This window comes from Ruegeria sp. BB5 (assembly GCF_056539405.1).
The window spans coordinates 1491500-1505310 of sequence record NZ_JBQFUX010000001.1 but is presented as its reverse complement, the minus strand read 5'-3'; the positions used below and the strand labels follow the sequence as shown (position 1 = coordinate 1505310).

At 56.5% G+C, this 13811-nt stretch carries 14 protein-coding genes; 7 read left to right on the top strand and 7 right to left on the bottom strand.

The window, feature by feature from the left end:
• Positions 1-48: 48 nt before the first annotated feature.
• Complete coding sequence (locus tag ACR0DL_RS07530) at positions 49-369, bottom strand: DUF6280 family protein (protein ID WP_008757056.1); 321 nt, start codon at positions 367-369, stop codon at positions 49-51.
• Positions 370-587: 218 nt separating this feature from the next.
• Here ACR0DL_RS07530 and efp point away from each other — a divergent pair, with 218 nt between their 5' ends.
• Entirely contained in the window at positions 588-1151 is a 564-nt protein-coding gene (gene efp / locus ACR0DL_RS07525) for an elongation factor P (RefSeq protein ID WP_170349189.1), read from the top strand.
• A gap of 58 nt (positions 1152-1209) precedes the next feature.
• Here the strand turns inward: efp and ACR0DL_RS07520 are convergent, their stop codons facing one another.
• Both ACR0DL_RS07520 and ygfZ read right to left on the bottom strand, forming a co-directional pair.
• Entirely contained in the window at positions 1210-2154 is a 945-nt protein-coding gene (locus ACR0DL_RS07520; protein WP_480688339.1) for an ABC transporter transmembrane domain-containing protein, read from the bottom strand.
• 104 nt (positions 2155-2258) lie between these two features.
• Positions 2259-2996: a CAF17-like 4Fe-4S cluster assembly/insertion protein YgfZ gene (gene ygfZ, locus ACR0DL_RS07515; protein ID WP_480688337.1), complete on the bottom strand. Its 738-nt coding sequence runs from the start codon at positions 2994-2996 to the stop codon at positions 2259-2261.
• Between the two features lie 73 nt (positions 2997-3069).
• Here ygfZ and ACR0DL_RS07510 point away from each other — a divergent pair, with 73 nt between their 5' ends.
• From ACR0DL_RS07510 to ACR0DL_RS07500, 3 genes are all read left to right on the top strand, one after another.
• Complete coding sequence (locus ACR0DL_RS07510; protein ID WP_480688335.1) at positions 3070-3744, top strand: TIGR04283 family arsenosugar biosynthesis glycosyltransferase; 675 nt, start codon at positions 3070-3072, stop codon at positions 3742-3744.
• 1037 nt (positions 3745-4781) lie between these two features.
• A complete protein-coding gene (locus ACR0DL_RS07505; protein WP_480688333.1) occupies positions 4782-5621 on the top strand; it encodes an EamA family transporter in 840 nt (279 codons plus the stop codon).
• 72 nt (positions 5622-5693) lie between these two features.
• Positions 5694-6464 (top strand): alpha/beta hydrolase, encoded by a 771-nt coding sequence (locus ACR0DL_RS07500; RefSeq protein WP_480688331.1) that lies wholly within the window; start codon positions 5694-5696, stop codon positions 6462-6464.
• Between the two features lie 18 nt (positions 6465-6482).
• On the opposite strand, the gene ACR0DL_RS07495 is transcribed toward ACR0DL_RS07500, so the two are convergent.
• A complete protein-coding gene (locus ACR0DL_RS07495) occupies positions 6483-6764 on the bottom strand; it encodes a hypothetical protein (RefSeq protein WP_170349183.1) in 282 nt (93 codons plus the stop codon).
• Positions 6765-7149: 385 nt separating this feature from the next.
• Between ACR0DL_RS07495 and ACR0DL_RS07490 the strand changes: the two genes are divergently transcribed.
• Positions 7150-7800 (top strand): hypothetical protein, encoded by a 651-nt coding sequence (locus tag ACR0DL_RS07490; protein WP_480688329.1) that lies wholly within the window; start codon positions 7150-7152, stop codon positions 7798-7800.
• A 172-nt stretch (positions 7801-7972) separates the two neighbouring features.
• On the opposite strand, the gene ACR0DL_RS07485 is transcribed toward ACR0DL_RS07490, so the two are convergent.
• The 3 genes from ACR0DL_RS07485 to ACR0DL_RS07475 all read right to left on the bottom strand — a co-directional run bounded on the left by ACR0DL_RS07485 (position 7973) and on the right by ACR0DL_RS07475 (position 11991).
• Positions 7973-9028: a serine hydrolase domain-containing protein gene (locus ACR0DL_RS07485; protein ID WP_425080391.1), complete on the bottom strand. Its 1056-nt coding sequence runs from the start codon at positions 9026-9028 to the stop codon at positions 7973-7975.
• A 41-nt stretch (positions 9029-9069) separates the two neighbouring features.
• Positions 9070-11028 (bottom strand): DNA topoisomerase IV subunit B, encoded by a 1959-nt coding sequence (gene parE, locus ACR0DL_RS07480; protein WP_170396358.1) that lies wholly within the window; start codon positions 11026-11028, stop codon positions 9070-9072.
• 132 nt (positions 11029-11160) lie between these two features.
• The gene (locus tag ACR0DL_RS07475; RefSeq protein WP_170349179.1) at positions 11161-11991 is read right to left on the bottom strand and encodes a class I SAM-dependent methyltransferase; all 831 of its coding nucleotides are present in this window, start codon (positions 11989-11991) and stop codon (positions 11161-11163) included.
• A 134-nt stretch (positions 11992-12125) separates the two neighbouring features.
• Between ACR0DL_RS07475 and ACR0DL_RS07470 the strand changes: the two genes are divergently transcribed.
• Positions 12126-12734, top strand: a complete 609-nt coding sequence (locus ACR0DL_RS07470; RefSeq protein WP_480688327.1) for a carboxymuconolactone decarboxylase family protein — start codon at positions 12126-12128, stop codon at positions 12732-12734.
• 135 nt (positions 12735-12869) lie between these two features.
• Positions 12870-13793 carry a polyphosphate kinase 2 gene (gene ppk2, locus ACR0DL_RS07465; RefSeq protein ID WP_170359173.1) on the top strand — a complete coding sequence of 308 codons (924 nt, stop codon included), beginning with the start codon at positions 12870-12872 and terminating at the stop codon, positions 13791-13793.
• The last annotated feature ends 18 nt before the right edge of the window (positions 13794-13811 follow it).

Below are 13811 nucleotides of genomic sequence, written 5' to 3'. Positions count from 1 at the left end.
ACGCGCCCGGAAAGTGGGCGCGCTTTTTCCTGCAGATGTCGCCTTGGTTTAAGCGGCTTCTGCCTGTTGAGCGGCATTACGACGCTCGCTTTCTTCACGCGACAGCGCGACCGAGGTACGCACGCCACGACCAACGAACTCCATCAACCCGCCGACAACCCGCTCGTTGGGGTCGATACCTGCGCAGGACAGAACCTCGCGGCCATCGCGCGAGCGGGCCCAACGGGCGATCTGTTCCGGGCCGTTGCCGTATTTCTTGTCATCGGCAATAGCGTCGTCCAGTGCAGCCAGCACAACGGCTGCGAAAAGTTTGCGTGCACGATTGCCTTGCTCATTGTTAAAGGCAGTGCCGTCAACGAAATCTCTCATCTCGTCTTCCTTGTTGTTCTTGCTCTTGCATTTTCGGCGTGACGGTCCTTATGACCTATTAGATGTGATTCGGATACAGCTAAAATGCATAGTTGCGTTGCGTCATTTGCATAGCTTGCTGCAAGTGCAGCACTAGGTCTCGTTGTCTTGTCAGGTGTGGTTACGCCAGATATAGGGACGGGAACTGACGCATCAACCGTTTGTGAAGGATTTATGTCATGCCCAAGATAAATGGGAACGAAATTCGCCCCGGCAACGTGCTTGAGCATAACGATGGGCTGTGGGCTGCTGTTAAGGTCGACCATGTAAAGCCCGGTAAAGGCGGTGCTTTTGCGCAAGTCGAACTGCGCAACCTGCGCAATGGTTCGAAATTGAACGAACGTTTCCGTTCGGCAGACAAGGTCGAACGTGTGCGCCTTGAACAGAAAGATCAGCAGTTCCTGTACGAATCTGACGGCATGCTGGTGTTCATGGATTCTGAGACCTATGAGCAGATCGAACTGCCCGCCGAATTGCTGGGCGAACGTCGCCCGTTTCTGCAGGACGGCATGACCATCGTGGTCGAATTCTATGAAAGCGAAGCACTGAACGCCACATTGCCGCAAAAAGTGACCTGCAAGATCGTCGAGACCGAGCCGGTGGTCAAAGGTCAAACTGCTGCAAACTCGTTCAAGCCAGCCATTCTGGATAACGGCGTCAAGGTCATGGTACCGCCCTTCATCGGTCAGGATGAGATGATCGTGGTGAACACCGAAAGCATGGAATATTCCGAACGCGCGTAAATCGGTGCTTTGGCGAAACACGAAAAGACCGCGACGGCAGGGGCCGCGCGGTCTTTTTTTAGTGCAGTTTTCTGGGTCGGCGATACCGTTCGGGATTGGGGCCGAACAGTTCCAGCATCAATTCATATTTGATGCGGTTGGCACTGACTTGTCGGTAAAAGGCGATCAAAAAGGCCGTGGGGCCCTGAATGCGGCCAAGACCGCTGGTGGCGGCAACCACGGTGCCCACATCCGTTTTGCCATTCAGAACCAGGTACCCGCCCAGCATCAGAACACCGACCGTGCCTGCGCCATTAATTACGCTCAGCAGAAATTTGGCGGACAGCTTCCACAGGAACATGCGGCGGCGCGTGTTGTAGATATCGTCGAACTGAGCCTCGATATCGCGCGCCACGGCGTCAATGTCTTCGGTCGTCAATCTGTCGGTAGAGCTGCGCAATATGCGGACCCGCTCGGCCACGAAGACGTTCACCTTTCGCTGTGAGACCAGTACGATAATGATCTGCGGTACGATCATTGAAAAGGCAATCATGCCCAGACCCGGTTGCGTTGATGAGATGTAACCAATGACGCTGATCAGCGTGCCGATCTGCACAACCGGGTCTGAAAAGGCGCCACCGGCGAACTTTCCCAACTCCTCGGCCTCGGCTGAAATAGCCGTGGTCATGGTTCCCGAGCGCATTTTCTCACCGGTTTCACTCAGGTCCGATGAGCGCATCAAAAGCCGCTGGCGGATCATGCGGATCAGATCCTCGCCCAGCGTCCCGGCGCGATAGCCCAGCAGCCACTTTAAGGCGAGGCTCAGCAGGATGACCGACATCATACCTGCACCCAGATATAGCAATCGTTCGGTGCTGATATCGTTCGAGGTCAGATGGTTAACGATATCGCGCTGAAACTCCAGCGGCACCGCAGCAAGGCCTGCGATGGCGATGGACAGGACAATAAGAATGATTTGCCGTCCGGCGCTGGCACGCCAGATTGCAGCGTATAACTTAAGCATATGCGCATCCGTTCAGTGGACTGACCGCAGTGTGGCAGCGCCCCGAATGGGTTCAAAGGGTACCGGGCCGCGCAACGGTTCAGCCGTGCCGGAATGGCAACATGTTAGGCGTCAAGCGTGACGGTGGCCTTGGCGGCCTGCATATCGTCGTTGGCGCGGTCAAACCTCAGATAGGCGATCCCCTGACCGTTCGATTGGGTGAACAAGGTACCGGCCGGTTTGCCGCCAGATGTAATTTCGGTCCCAACGGGCGCGGTGCCATTAACCCGAACGCTACGCAGCCCTTTGCGCAACTCGGTCTTATGCTTCATCCGGGCGGTGACTTCCTGCCCGACATAGCACCCTTTTCTAAAATCGACGCCGTTCAGGCCCTCGAATCCAGATTCAAGGATATAGCTGTCGGGGGTCAGCTCGATACCGGTTTCCGGTATGCAGTGTCGCACGCGGATGGCGTCCCAATCCGTACCATCGTCGCCTTCGGCCTCGACCGTATACGCCCGCCACCCCATATCCGGATGGCGCGGGTCGGGCAGGGCGCCTGCGGGTGCCGGGCCGGTGCCGCGTTGCAGATTCAGGCCGCTATCTTCGATCGAAACATCGGCGCGCAGCTTGTACATGCCCAGCCGCTTGACGAACCCGTCGGCGATATCCTCGGCGACATCCAGTAGCACCGTATTGCCGTCACGTTTCAGAAAGAAATCCGCCAGATACTTGCCCTGCGGGGTCAGCAGTGCGGCATAAACCAGTCCCTGATCCAGCCCGGAAATATCATTGGTGACCAGCCCTTGAAGAAAGCTGTCAGTGTCCGACCCGCTAAGGCGCAGAATACGGCGATTGGGCATGGGGTGGTCCTCGTCTTTTCCCTTGGCCCCGTGATATAGGAGATCGCGTCGCCATGACCAGAGGATATCCGCCTTGCCAGCACCAATCAGCATCGTCATCCCGACCCTGAACGCGGCAGAGGCTTTGTTGGACTCCTTGCCCGCTTTGATGGAGGGTTTGCACACGGGGTTGGTCCGAGAGCTGATCGTTACCGATGGCGGTTCAACCGACCAGACCCTTGAAATTGCAGAAGAGGCAGGGGCAGAGATTGTGACCGGGCCGCCCTCACGCGGGGGGCAGTTGCTGCGGGGCTGCGCGGTAGCCAAAGGTGAATGGCTTTTGGTCCTGCACGCCGATACCGTCCTGCAAGAAGGGTGGAGCAAGGACGTGGGAGAGCATCTGCCCACGGGCAACCCCGCGGCTTTTCGTCTGACCTTTCAGGCCAGCGGGTTCTGGCCAGCCTGGGTTGCGGGCTGGGCCAACATGCGCAGCCGGGTGTTTAGCTTACCTTATGGTGATCAGGGGCTTCTGGTGTCACGTCGCGCCTATGACAAAGCCGCAGGCTACCCGGACCAGCCGTTGATGGAGGACGTGGCGCTGGTGCGCGCCTTGCCCCACATCACCCTGCTGAGCACCCGCGCGGTTACGAGCGCGGACCGCTATGCACGGGCGGGGTGGGTGCGTCGGGGGGCACGGAATCTGTGGACCCTGACACGATATTTTCTTGGGGCTGATCCGGAACGCTTGGCGCAGGCGTACCGACGCTGAGCGTAGTGCGTAGTTCGACAATGGATTTGCCCAACCGGAAGGGCGCGGCAAAGCTGACCAGACACAGGGCGACGATTTGCAACACCAGTATATGCGCGTTTTCCTGCAGGTATTCCCATTCGTCTTTTAGCTTTCCGACCTGTTCAACCAGGTCATCATAGCTTTGGGCAAGGATCAGATAATCCCCGGCAATGGCGGGCACTTTCCGGCGCATGTTGTCGATCGCAACCTGTGTTGCATCGTCCAGCGTTGTGAAAACAAGGAACTGATCGATGCTGAACGCATCGGCCTTGGCGGCCATAGCGCGAATTTCCTCCTGCTCGTCTCTTGCTTGTCCGCCTAACAGGAAATGCAATCCTTGCAAGGGCGCGACCTCATTGGTCACGGCGATGAACAAGGGCAGGTCAGCATTGCTGGCGGTTGAGGCCGAAAGGAATTCAACCTTATCGCACAAAACGGCGGTGTCCGGGTCGTAGGCCGGATCGCAGAACCGCAGTCGGAACCGCGCGGCGTCGCGGTCAAAAGCAAGCGTCGCGGCATAAGCCACATCGATTTGCCGGTCCAACCGCGAACTGTCCGAGGTGTAGAGCCCGGCCAGAACCGCCACCAGTGCGCCGATCCCGCCCAGAACGACCCAGACAAGGTCGGCCAGCTTCCATGCCCGGTGCCCGGCCGGTTTGCGAAATAGAAACGCGGTGCCAACCGAGCCAATAATAAAGAACAATATCAGCAGGGGCAGTTGATTTTCGGTCACAAATGTCATGACACCAAAGTGACCGCGCGCCAGCGCGCTGGCAACACTCCTCACGTTCAGTTGTAGAGATTTCGCATCAATAGGGCTTGGCCTGCAGGGCAGCTATCTTGCGCTGGTCAACGGCACAATCACCGCTTCCTCCTGCGGTGGAAACCCAAACAGACTCACCGAAAACATTCTCAAAACACTGATCGAAGCTGCGTTGTGATCGGCCTCAACCTGTGCAAATAACTTAGCCGGTCCGATTTGCAGGACAGTTTCTTCCTTTACGAAAGGTTCGGATGTGACCCTGTTTGTCATTGCCATCATTTTGACGGCGGCGGTGTTGCACGCGGTTTGGAATGCGATTGTCAAAACCGCGGCTGATCGGACCACCACTCTGGGTCTGGTGGCGTTGGGGCATGTCATTCCAGCAACGGTAATGATCCTGTTGCTGCCACTGCCCAGTGCCGCAAGCTTTCTATACATCCTGATCTCAACCGTGGTGCATTTCGGCTATTATTTCATGCTCGGCAAAGCCTATCAGCACGGAGACTTAAGTGTCGTATATCCAATTGCCCGCGGTATCGTTCCGGCGCTTGTATCGCTGTGGGCGATGCTGTTGGTGGGCGAGGTGCTGCCGCTGCAAGCGTGGGGTGGGATCGCGCTGATCGCGGTTGGTATCCAGCTCAGCAGTTGGAAGGCATTGCGCTCTGGTGTGGGCCGTTGGGCCCTTGGATTTGCGCTGGGTACGGGCTTTTGCATCTCGATTTATTCGGTCGTGGACGGTATTGGCGTGCGCTTGTCCGGCAATACGCTTAGCTACTGGGCCTGGGGTGCGTTTCTGCATCTGTTTATCGCGGGGTTTGTTGGTATCCGTCGACGGAAGACCCTGGCTGAATTGCCTGCCAAAGTCTGGATGATCGGCATTCTGGGCGGGCTTGTTTCGATGACAGCCTATGGTCTGGTGCTTTATGCCAAGAACTTCGCACCGCTTGGTGCAGTTTCGGCGCTACGGGAAACCTCGGTAATATTCGCGGCGCTGATCGGGTTTGTTTTCCTGAAAGAGGGGAACTGGATGCGGCGGCTTGGTGCAGCGGTTCTTATGGCTGTCGGAGTGGCGCTGATAGGCCTGTCCGTCTGATAGGCCTGCGACACAGCCTTGCTGAAGTCGCCTCCGATCTCTCATAGTAGCGAGAGAAAAGGGAGCGTTTTCATGACCAAAGAGATTGTTCTGATCCACGGTGCCTTTGCAGGGCCATGGTGTATGCAGGATTATTCCGGGTTTTTCCGCGACCGGGGCTGGACCGTTCACATCCCCGCGCTGCGCTATCACGGTGGGGACTCAAAGGCCGAACCCGACCCGCGCCTGACCGATATCAGCGTAATGGACTATGCCAACGACATAGCAGAGTTCGTGCAGGGGTTGGACAGCAAACCGGTTCTGTTGGGCCATGCCATCGCCGGAGTTGTGGCGCAGCAGGTGGCCTCACGTGGGTTGGCCAGTGCGATTGTCCTGATCAACCCGAACGCGCCTTGGGGCACCTTGCCCGAAACCGATGACGAACGTGCCATCCCGCGTGCGTTGATGGAGGGCGGGGCGTTCTGGAAACAGCCCATGCGGGTCGAGTTCGACCTGATGGCCCCCTTCGCGCTGAACAAAATGCCCGAGGCGCAACAGCACGCGGTGTTCGACCGTTTGGGCGCCGAAAGCGGGCGGGTGATGTTCGAGATGTTTTTTTGGATGTTCGACGATCACCACGCGATGAAGGTCGATATCGACAAGGTCGACTGCCCGGTGCTGGTCGTATCAGGGACTGAGGACAGGGCGGTGAACCCCAACACCTGCCGCGCCCTGGCCGATTTGTATGGTGACCGAGCGACTTTCATGCCCGTCGAGAACCACGCGCATTTCTTGTTTATGGAGCCCGGCTGGGAAAAGCCCGCCGCGCAGATCGCGGAATGGCTGGAGCAGAAGGTGGGCTAGCCCGCCCACCTTAAGCGTTCAGTTATTGGTCGAGAACGTGCTCTGCGGTTTCCACTTCATCGTGCCGTCGTCCTCACGGTGACAACGCAGCAGGCGTTCCTGGATCGTGCTGACCGTCTGGGTAACGGTGTTGTCGCCGACCAGCAGAACAAAGGCGTCCTGCGAATAGGCCATGCCGTTGTAGTAGCAGAACTTGGTCTCGGCCCCGTCCGGAATGGGGGATGCGGTGGTCAATGTCTGCTGCGCGGACGCTTGACTGGCCAGCAGCGCAACGGCCAGCCCAAGGGTTAGTGTTTTCATGTCGTCCTCCCGTTCGAAAATCTATTGTTGGTTTCATTGCGTCTTGGACGCTCGGAACCTCAATTGTCGTTCTTGAATGACGGTTTGAGAGTAAGTGTGAACGAGATCAACAGGTTAGGCAAGGGGGGTGTTTGGGAGCTGTTTGAGGAGGATCTCACGCCATCCACCCAATGCTTGATGCGACGCATCAAGCACGCGCCCGACTCGCCCCCATAGGCGGGGCACGAGGCTCGTCAGGTTACTATCAGATTTACGACCGTCCGGTTTTTTTTTTGATTTCTCTTAAACAGGCCCGCTGGAGGTCAGGGAAACCCTACTTGGCGAAGCCTGTTAGCTAAGCTCAACTTCTTAGAGAACAAATGCGCACCCAAAGTTTTTGCGTGAAATGAAAGATAGTTCAATTACCAAATTTTTGATTCTTGCAGTTGCAATTTTTGCCGCTTCTATGCCTTTGGCGGCGGAAGGGCCTGAGGCTGATGTATGGACGGACTGCAGACCGACGGATACGTGTGAGATCGAATATGATCATCTTTCCAACCAATCCGCCGAGCCATTTTTATTCTTGGGTTACGTTATGGATAGTGAACAGGCGCGATGGAAACAGTTCCGAAAAGCTATTCGTAACTATCCAGATGTACAAAGCTGTTTGATCAAAGAGGAACAGAAGAAAGAAAGCCCAAACTTGCTGAAGCTGGATTGGAAAAGAGTAGGTTACGGGAGTGGCGTAGAGGTTTGCATTTTCCGTATTTCGCGAAGTCTGGGTACTCTAGATAGAATTCAAAGCTGGATGAGTTATCACGACTTCCGAGTGGTGGGATACAGCAGATACAGAAGTGAGAACTTTGTTCCTACTAGAATAGACCAACCTGTCGGGAATGTCGCAGGCTATTGGACCGTAGAACAGTATAGGGAAAGAAATCCTACGCTATTTTGGCGTTTATTTGAGTTTGACCTGATATATAGCTACGAAATTGTTTTGGGCATATCAGATGAGTTCAAAGTAGTGGGAACTCATGTCATCACGCCAACAAAATAGACTCACGCAATAGGCCTAAGCCAAATTGTCGTCCAAAACGTGGAGTGTTGGAGGCTCTTTAGGTCAAACATCCAGCTCCTCCACAAACCGCGCGTTCTCCTGAATGTACTGGACCGCATTTCGGGCTTTTCGCTCATCAGGCGCTTGCTCTTCAGTGTGGTCAATTTTGATCTCACCTATTCGATTTATTGAACTCATACAACGCGTTATGCAGCGACACAAATGCACTATTGGGCTCAACAGGTGAGGCGTTGAACAACACGACAACAGTCTCTCCGTCCGAAAATCGAAAGACGGTTGTGAAGATGCCTCGGACCCCGCCCCAATGGGTCAGGTGCTGGCCGTTCTCTTCCGGCCAGACATGCCAGCCCGACGCGTAGAAATCACTTTTGTCGTCCTGTGATGCCGTCGCCTCGAAAAACGGTTGGGGCGCTGAGGCCATGGTCCAGACCGCCTCGGCCGTGCCGATTGCCCCACCAGCGATACCCAAGCCTGAAAGCCAGCCTTGATCGTCCTTAGAACTCAGCACACGGGTCCAACCGTCGCTGCGAAGTTCCCAATTGGCCCCGGCGGGCCCCTCCAGATGGATATCGGCAACCTGCTGCAGGGCGTCTTCAGCTTCCGCCCCCAGCAGATCGGTCAGAAGGCAGAAGCCAACATTCGAGTACGCCGTCTTGCTGCCCGGCGTGTGATCCAACGGCATGGTTTGCCACACGGTCCGGGCCACTTTGGCGCAACTGGCCGACCAGTCAAGGCCAAGCCGATCGGGCGCGAAGATCGGATCAAAACTGATAGTTCTATCGAACCCACCCGTATGCGCCAAAAGCTGCCGCGCCGATACTTGTGCGGCCCGCGGGTCATGCGGCGGGGGCAGGTCGGCAAGCTCGGCTATGGGACGATCCAGGTCGATTTGGTCACGTTCCTCGGCTTTGATCAGTGCTCTGGCTGCGATGGGTTTTGTGACCGAGGCCAGGCGAAATGGCTGGTCGGTCGACATGGGCGTGTTCTCAATCGGGTCTGACACGCCAAACGCCACGACTTTGGGCTCTGCATCCGAGGGGCCGTAGGCCAGCACAGCCCCCGGAATATTATGTGTCTGAAGAAAGGACTCGACGATGTCTTCAACAGTGGCCGGTTCGCGGTAGCGACCCGCGAACATCACAATCACACCAGCGAGAACAAGAATACCAGTTGACCAGCACAGTCTTGCCTTACGTGATTTGAACATTTGGCCTCTGCACTGATTGATGTCTTTCGCGTTCGATCGTCTTAGACGTCCAACTCCTCCACAAACCGCGCGTTTTCCTGAATGTACTGGAACCGCAGTTCGGGTTTTTTGCCCATCAGGCGCTCGACCAGATCGCCGGTCTCGCCGGGTTCGTCCTCGTCGATGGTGACGCGGATTAGCTTGCGCGAGGCCGGGTCCATCGTAGTTTCTTTCAGGTCCTTGGCGTCCATTTCGCCCAGACCCTTGAAGCGTGACACGTCGATCTTGCCCTTGCCGCCCAGACCTTTCTCAAGCCATTCGTCGCGCTCGGCCTCGTCCAGACAATAGACGCGTTTTGCGCCTTGGGTCAGGCGGTAGAGGGGCGGGCAGGCCAGATACAGGTGTCCCGCGTCGATCATCGGACGCATCTGGGTGAAGAAGAACGTCATCAGCAGCGAGGCGATATGCGCCCCGTCCACATCTGCGTCGGTCATGATGATGACCTTGTCATAGCGCAGGTCGTCGACGTTGAATTTGGTGCCAAGCCCCACTCCCAAAGCCTGCGTCAGATCGTTGATCTCGGCATTGGTGCCCAGCTTGGAACTGGCCGCGCCCAACACGTTCAGGATTTTGCCGCGCAGGGGCAGCAGGGCCTGTGTTTTGCGGTCACGGCCCATCTTGGCGGACCCACCGGCCGAGTCGCCCTCGACGATGAATAATTCCGTGCCGTCGCGTGTTGAACTAGAGCAGTCCACCAGCTTGCCGGGAAGACGAAGTTTCTTAGTGGCGGACTTGCGTTGTGTTTCCTTCTCGGCCCGTCGGCGCAGGCGTTCCTCAGCCCGCAGGATGAGGAAGTCCAGAATGGCGCCGGCGGATTTCGTGTCGGCAGCCAGCCAGTTGTCGAAATGGTCGCGGACCGAGTTTTCGACCAGCCGCTGCGCCTCGACCGTAGCCAGACGGTCCTTGGTCTGGCCGACGAATTCCGGTTCACTGATGAAACACGACACCAGCGCGCAGCCGCCGGTGATCAGGTCGTCGCGGGTGATCTGACCGGCTTTCTTGTTGTTGATCAACTCGCCATAGGCTTTAATCCCCTTAAGGACCGCAGCCCAGAAGCCTGCCACATGGGTGCCACCTTCGGGGGTGGGGACGGTGTTACAGTAGGACTGGATGAACCCGTCGCGTGAAGGCGTCCAGTTGATCGCCCATTCGACCTTGCCGGGAGTGCCGAATTTCTCGTTAAAGTCCACGGTACCGGCAAAGGGTTGCTCAGCATAGGTGGACGAGCCATTCATCGTCTCTTTCAGGTAATCCGACAGGCCACCGGGGAAGTGGAAGGTCGCTTCGGTCGGGGTCTCGCCATCGTCGATGGCGGACTTCCAACGGATTTCGACGCCCGAGAACAGATAGGCCTTGGATCGGATGGATTTGAACAGCCGCGCCGGTTTGAATTTGTGATGGCCGAAGATCTCGGCATCAGCGTGGAAAGTGACTGTGGTGCCGCGTCGGTTCGGGGCCGCGCCGACCTTTTCCACCGGGCCTAAAGGAATACCGCGTGAGAACCGTTGTTCGAACAGCGTTTTATCTCGCGCCACCTGCACGACCATCGAATCCGACAATGCGTTTACCACAGATGCGCCCACGCCATGCAGACCGCCCGAGGTCTGGTACGCCTTGCCCGAGAATTTGCCACCCGCGTGGAGGGTACACAGGATTACCTCCAACGCTGATTTGTCGGGAAATTTCGGATGCGGGTCGATCGGAATGCCACGTCCGTTGTCGCGTACGGTCAGGGCGTAGTCGGCGTGCAGTTCAACTTCGATCCGGTTGGCATGGCCCGCGACGGCTTCGTCCATCGAGTTGTCGAGGATTTCGGCCACCATATGGTGCAAAGCGCGCTCATCAGTGCCGCCGATATACATACCGGGGCGTTTTCGGACCGGCTCAAGACCTTCCAGTACCTCAATCGAAGAGGCGTCGTAAGTGGTGGTCGCGCTTGGCGTCAACAGATCGTCGGGCATCGGGGCTGCTCTTGTTTTTAGGTTGAGACCCATTATGGCAGGTGATGTGGTCCGGGGGAAGAGGGGCGCGAGGTGTTGTGGGCGATTGGCTGTGATCTTGATGGGTGACACCTCTGCACGAAGCCGAAGTTATTAAGGTTTTTCCGCCGTCAATCGTACCCCGCCGATCCTTCTTTGTTTCACGTCGCTGACAAATTGCGCGTACATTTTCAGGAAAGTATCCCCCTTGGACGGGTTGCCAGCGCGTTCGGCCTCGGCATCCAAGGTTTGATACATGCTAAGCCGACGCGCCAGGATTTCGCCCCAGGACGCCGTTACATCGTTGGCCGAGGCAACCGAAAATCCAGTTTTTTTCAACACAGTTTCGTATTCGGGAATGCTCAGCAGGGACTGGCAGGCAAAACGTTGGTGGTACAATTCCATCTCATCATCGGGCAGGGGCTCATGCATCACCCAATCGGTAAAGGCGAACCGTCCGCCAGTGCGCAGAACGCGGAACACTTCGGATAGGGCTTTGAGCTTGTCGGGGATATGCAAGAAGGATTCCTGACTGACCGCCGCATCGAAATGCGCATCGTCAAAGGGTATATCCATCGCACTGCCCAGAATTGGATGCACCTGATCCTGTAGTCCGACAAGCGCGTTCAGTTCCTTGGCACCGTCGACGCGGTTGGGGCTGATATCGAGACCAGTGACGTCAACGTCATGCTCAGAGGCGTACCATCGCGCAGGTCCACAAAGCCCGGCACAAACATCCAAAACGCGATCACCAGATTTCATCCGGACCTTGTCCGCCAGTCGGGCGTTGGCATTCAGGCCGTCATAGTGATCCTGATCATAAGGGTAGAGCTCTTGCGGGGTCACATCCTCAAGCGATCCGCGAAGGCTTGTTAGCTTGGTCAGAATATGCGGCGCGGAAATTGGGTGGTTGGCATAGAACTCAGTGACAGTTTTCTCCGCCATTTCCATGAGATACTCCCTTACTTGCGTTTCGTCAGCTTAGCCTGACATGGTGGGGCGATCCAGTTTTGTCTCAGAAGGATACGAGTGCGAAACTGGGAGGCGAAGACGCGACACGACAACAGGGCGAGGACCATATGAGCTGGATTAAGACTGTTCCATTTGACGAAGCCACCGGCAAGCTGAGAAAGCTTTACGAGCGGGTCACCGGGCCTGACAACAACGTGGACAACATAATGATGGTGCATTCTTTGCGGCCGCATTCGATGGAAGGTCACATGGCGCTGTACAAGAACGTCCTGCATCACTCGGCCAATAAAGTCCCGAAGTGGTTTCTTGAGGTGCTGGGGGTTTGGGTCAGTTCCCTGAACCAGTGCAACTATTGCGTCGAGCATCACTTTAGCGGGTTGCAGCGGTTGTTGGCAGACGCGGAACGGGGCGATGCCATCCGCGCCGCGATTGAGGCCGGAACGCCGGATTCTGCACCGCTGGACAACGCCCAGATCGCTGCTATGTGCTATGCGCGCAAGCTAACCGAAGCACCTGCGCAGATGGTTCAGGCTGATGTTCGCGCCCTGCGGGACGCCGGGTGGGACGATGGCGAGATCCTCGAGATCAATCAGGTCTGCGCGTATTTCTCATACGCGAACAGAACGGTTCTTGGGCTTGGATGTTCTACCACAGGCGACGTTCTGGGTCTTTCACCCAACAACTCGGATGATCCGGCGGATTGGGGGCATAGCTAGAAATCTGCCGCAGCGTGTTGAACTTCATTAGTGGAAAATTTCCCACGCTACGGCTCAAAAATTTGACCCGTGTCAAAGCGAAAATCTGCGCCTTTTGCTAGACGTTCCTGCGGATAGTGAAAAAGGAAAAATTGAATGGAAGCAGCGGCACAAATTGAACAAAAACAATCCTCTGTCAAAATTGTCCCAACACCCAATCCTGAGCCATCGCAACCCAGCCCCGAGCGTATTCGCCAAGCGTTCGAAAGCGGCAAATATCCCTATGATCGCAAGATGGCGCGGGGCAAGTACGAGGCGCAAAAGGCACAGTTGCAGGCCGAATTGCTTAAGGTGCAGCTTTGGGCACAAGAGACCGGGCAGCGCTTTGTTCTACTGTTCGAAGGACGCGATGCGGCGGGCAAGGGCGGTACGATCAAGCGGTTTATGGAACACCTGAACCCAAGGCAAGCCCGCGTCGTGGCCTTGAACAAGCCGACCTGGGAAGAGAAAGGCCAGTGGTATTATCAGCGCTATGTTCAGGAGCTACCTACGGTCGGTGAAATGGTGTTCTACGACCGCTCTTGGTACAACCGTGCGGGCGTTGAGAGGGTCATGGGCTTTTGTTCGCCCAACGAGTACCTTGAGTTCATGCGACAGACGCCCGAGTTGGAGCGGATGTTGGTCCGCTCGGGTATTCAGCTCTACAAATATTGGTTCTCGGTCACGCAGCCGGAACAACAGCGCCGCTTCAAAAGCCGGGAAACCGACCCGTTGAAGCAATGGAAGCTGTCGCCCATCGATAAGGCGAGCCTGGATAAATGGGACGACTATACTGAAGCGAAAGAGGCGATGTTCTTCTATACCGACACCGCCGACGCGCCTTGGACCATCGTCAAGTCGAACGACAAGAAACGTGCGCGTCTGAACTGTATGCGCCACTTTTTGTCGACGCTGGATTACCCGGACAAGGACCACAATATCGTGGGCCAGCCCGATCCCATGATCGTAGGGCAGGCGCATCACGTCATTCATCAGTCCGAGCATATTCTGGGCACTTCCCTGCATCCTGACGCGCGATGAACCAAATGGCCAATTGCC

Coding starts and splice junctions, on each gene's coding strand:
- ACR0DL_RS07530 (WP_008757056.1), bottom strand. CDS start 369: ATGAGAGATTTCGTTGACGGCACTGCCTTTAACAATGAGCAAGGCAAT.
- efp (WP_170349189.1), top strand. CDS start 588: ATGCCCAAGATAAATGGGAACGAAATTCGCCCCGGCAACGTGCTTGAG.
- ACR0DL_RS07520 (WP_480688339.1), bottom strand. CDS start 2,154: ATGCTTAAGTTATACGCTGCAATCTGGCGTGCCAGCGCCGGACGGCAA.
- ygfZ (WP_480688337.1), bottom strand. CDS start 2,996: ATGCCCAATCGCCGTATTCTGCGCCTTAGCGGGTCGGACACTGACAGC.
- ACR0DL_RS07500 (WP_480688331.1), top strand. CDS start 5,694: ATGACCAAAGAGATTGTTCTGATCCACGGTGCCTTTGCAGGGCCATGG.
- ACR0DL_RS07495 (WP_170349183.1), bottom strand. CDS start 6,764: ATGAAAACACTAACCCTTGGGCTGGCCGTTGCGCTGCTGGCCAGTCAA.
- ACR0DL_RS07490 (WP_480688329.1), top strand. CDS start 7,150: ATGAAAGATAGTTCAATTACCAAATTTTTGATTCTTGCAGTTGCAATT.
- ACR0DL_RS07485 (WP_425080391.1), bottom strand. CDS start 9,028: ATGTTCAAATCACGTAAGGCAAGACTGTGCTGGTCAACTGGTATTCTT.
- parE (WP_170396358.1), bottom strand. CDS start 11,028: ATGCCCGACGATCTGTTGACGCCAAGCGCGACCACCACTTACGACGCC.
- ACR0DL_RS07475 (WP_170349179.1), bottom strand. CDS start 11,991: ATGGCGGAGAAAACTGTCACTGAGTTCTATGCCAACCACCCAATTTCC.
- ACR0DL_RS07470 (WP_480688327.1), top strand. CDS start 12,126: ATGAGCTGGATTAAGACTGTTCCATTTGACGAAGCCACCGGCAAGCTG.
- ppk2 (WP_170359173.1), top strand. CDS start 12,870: ATGGAAGCAGCGGCACAAATTGAACAAAAACAATCCTCTGTCAAAATT.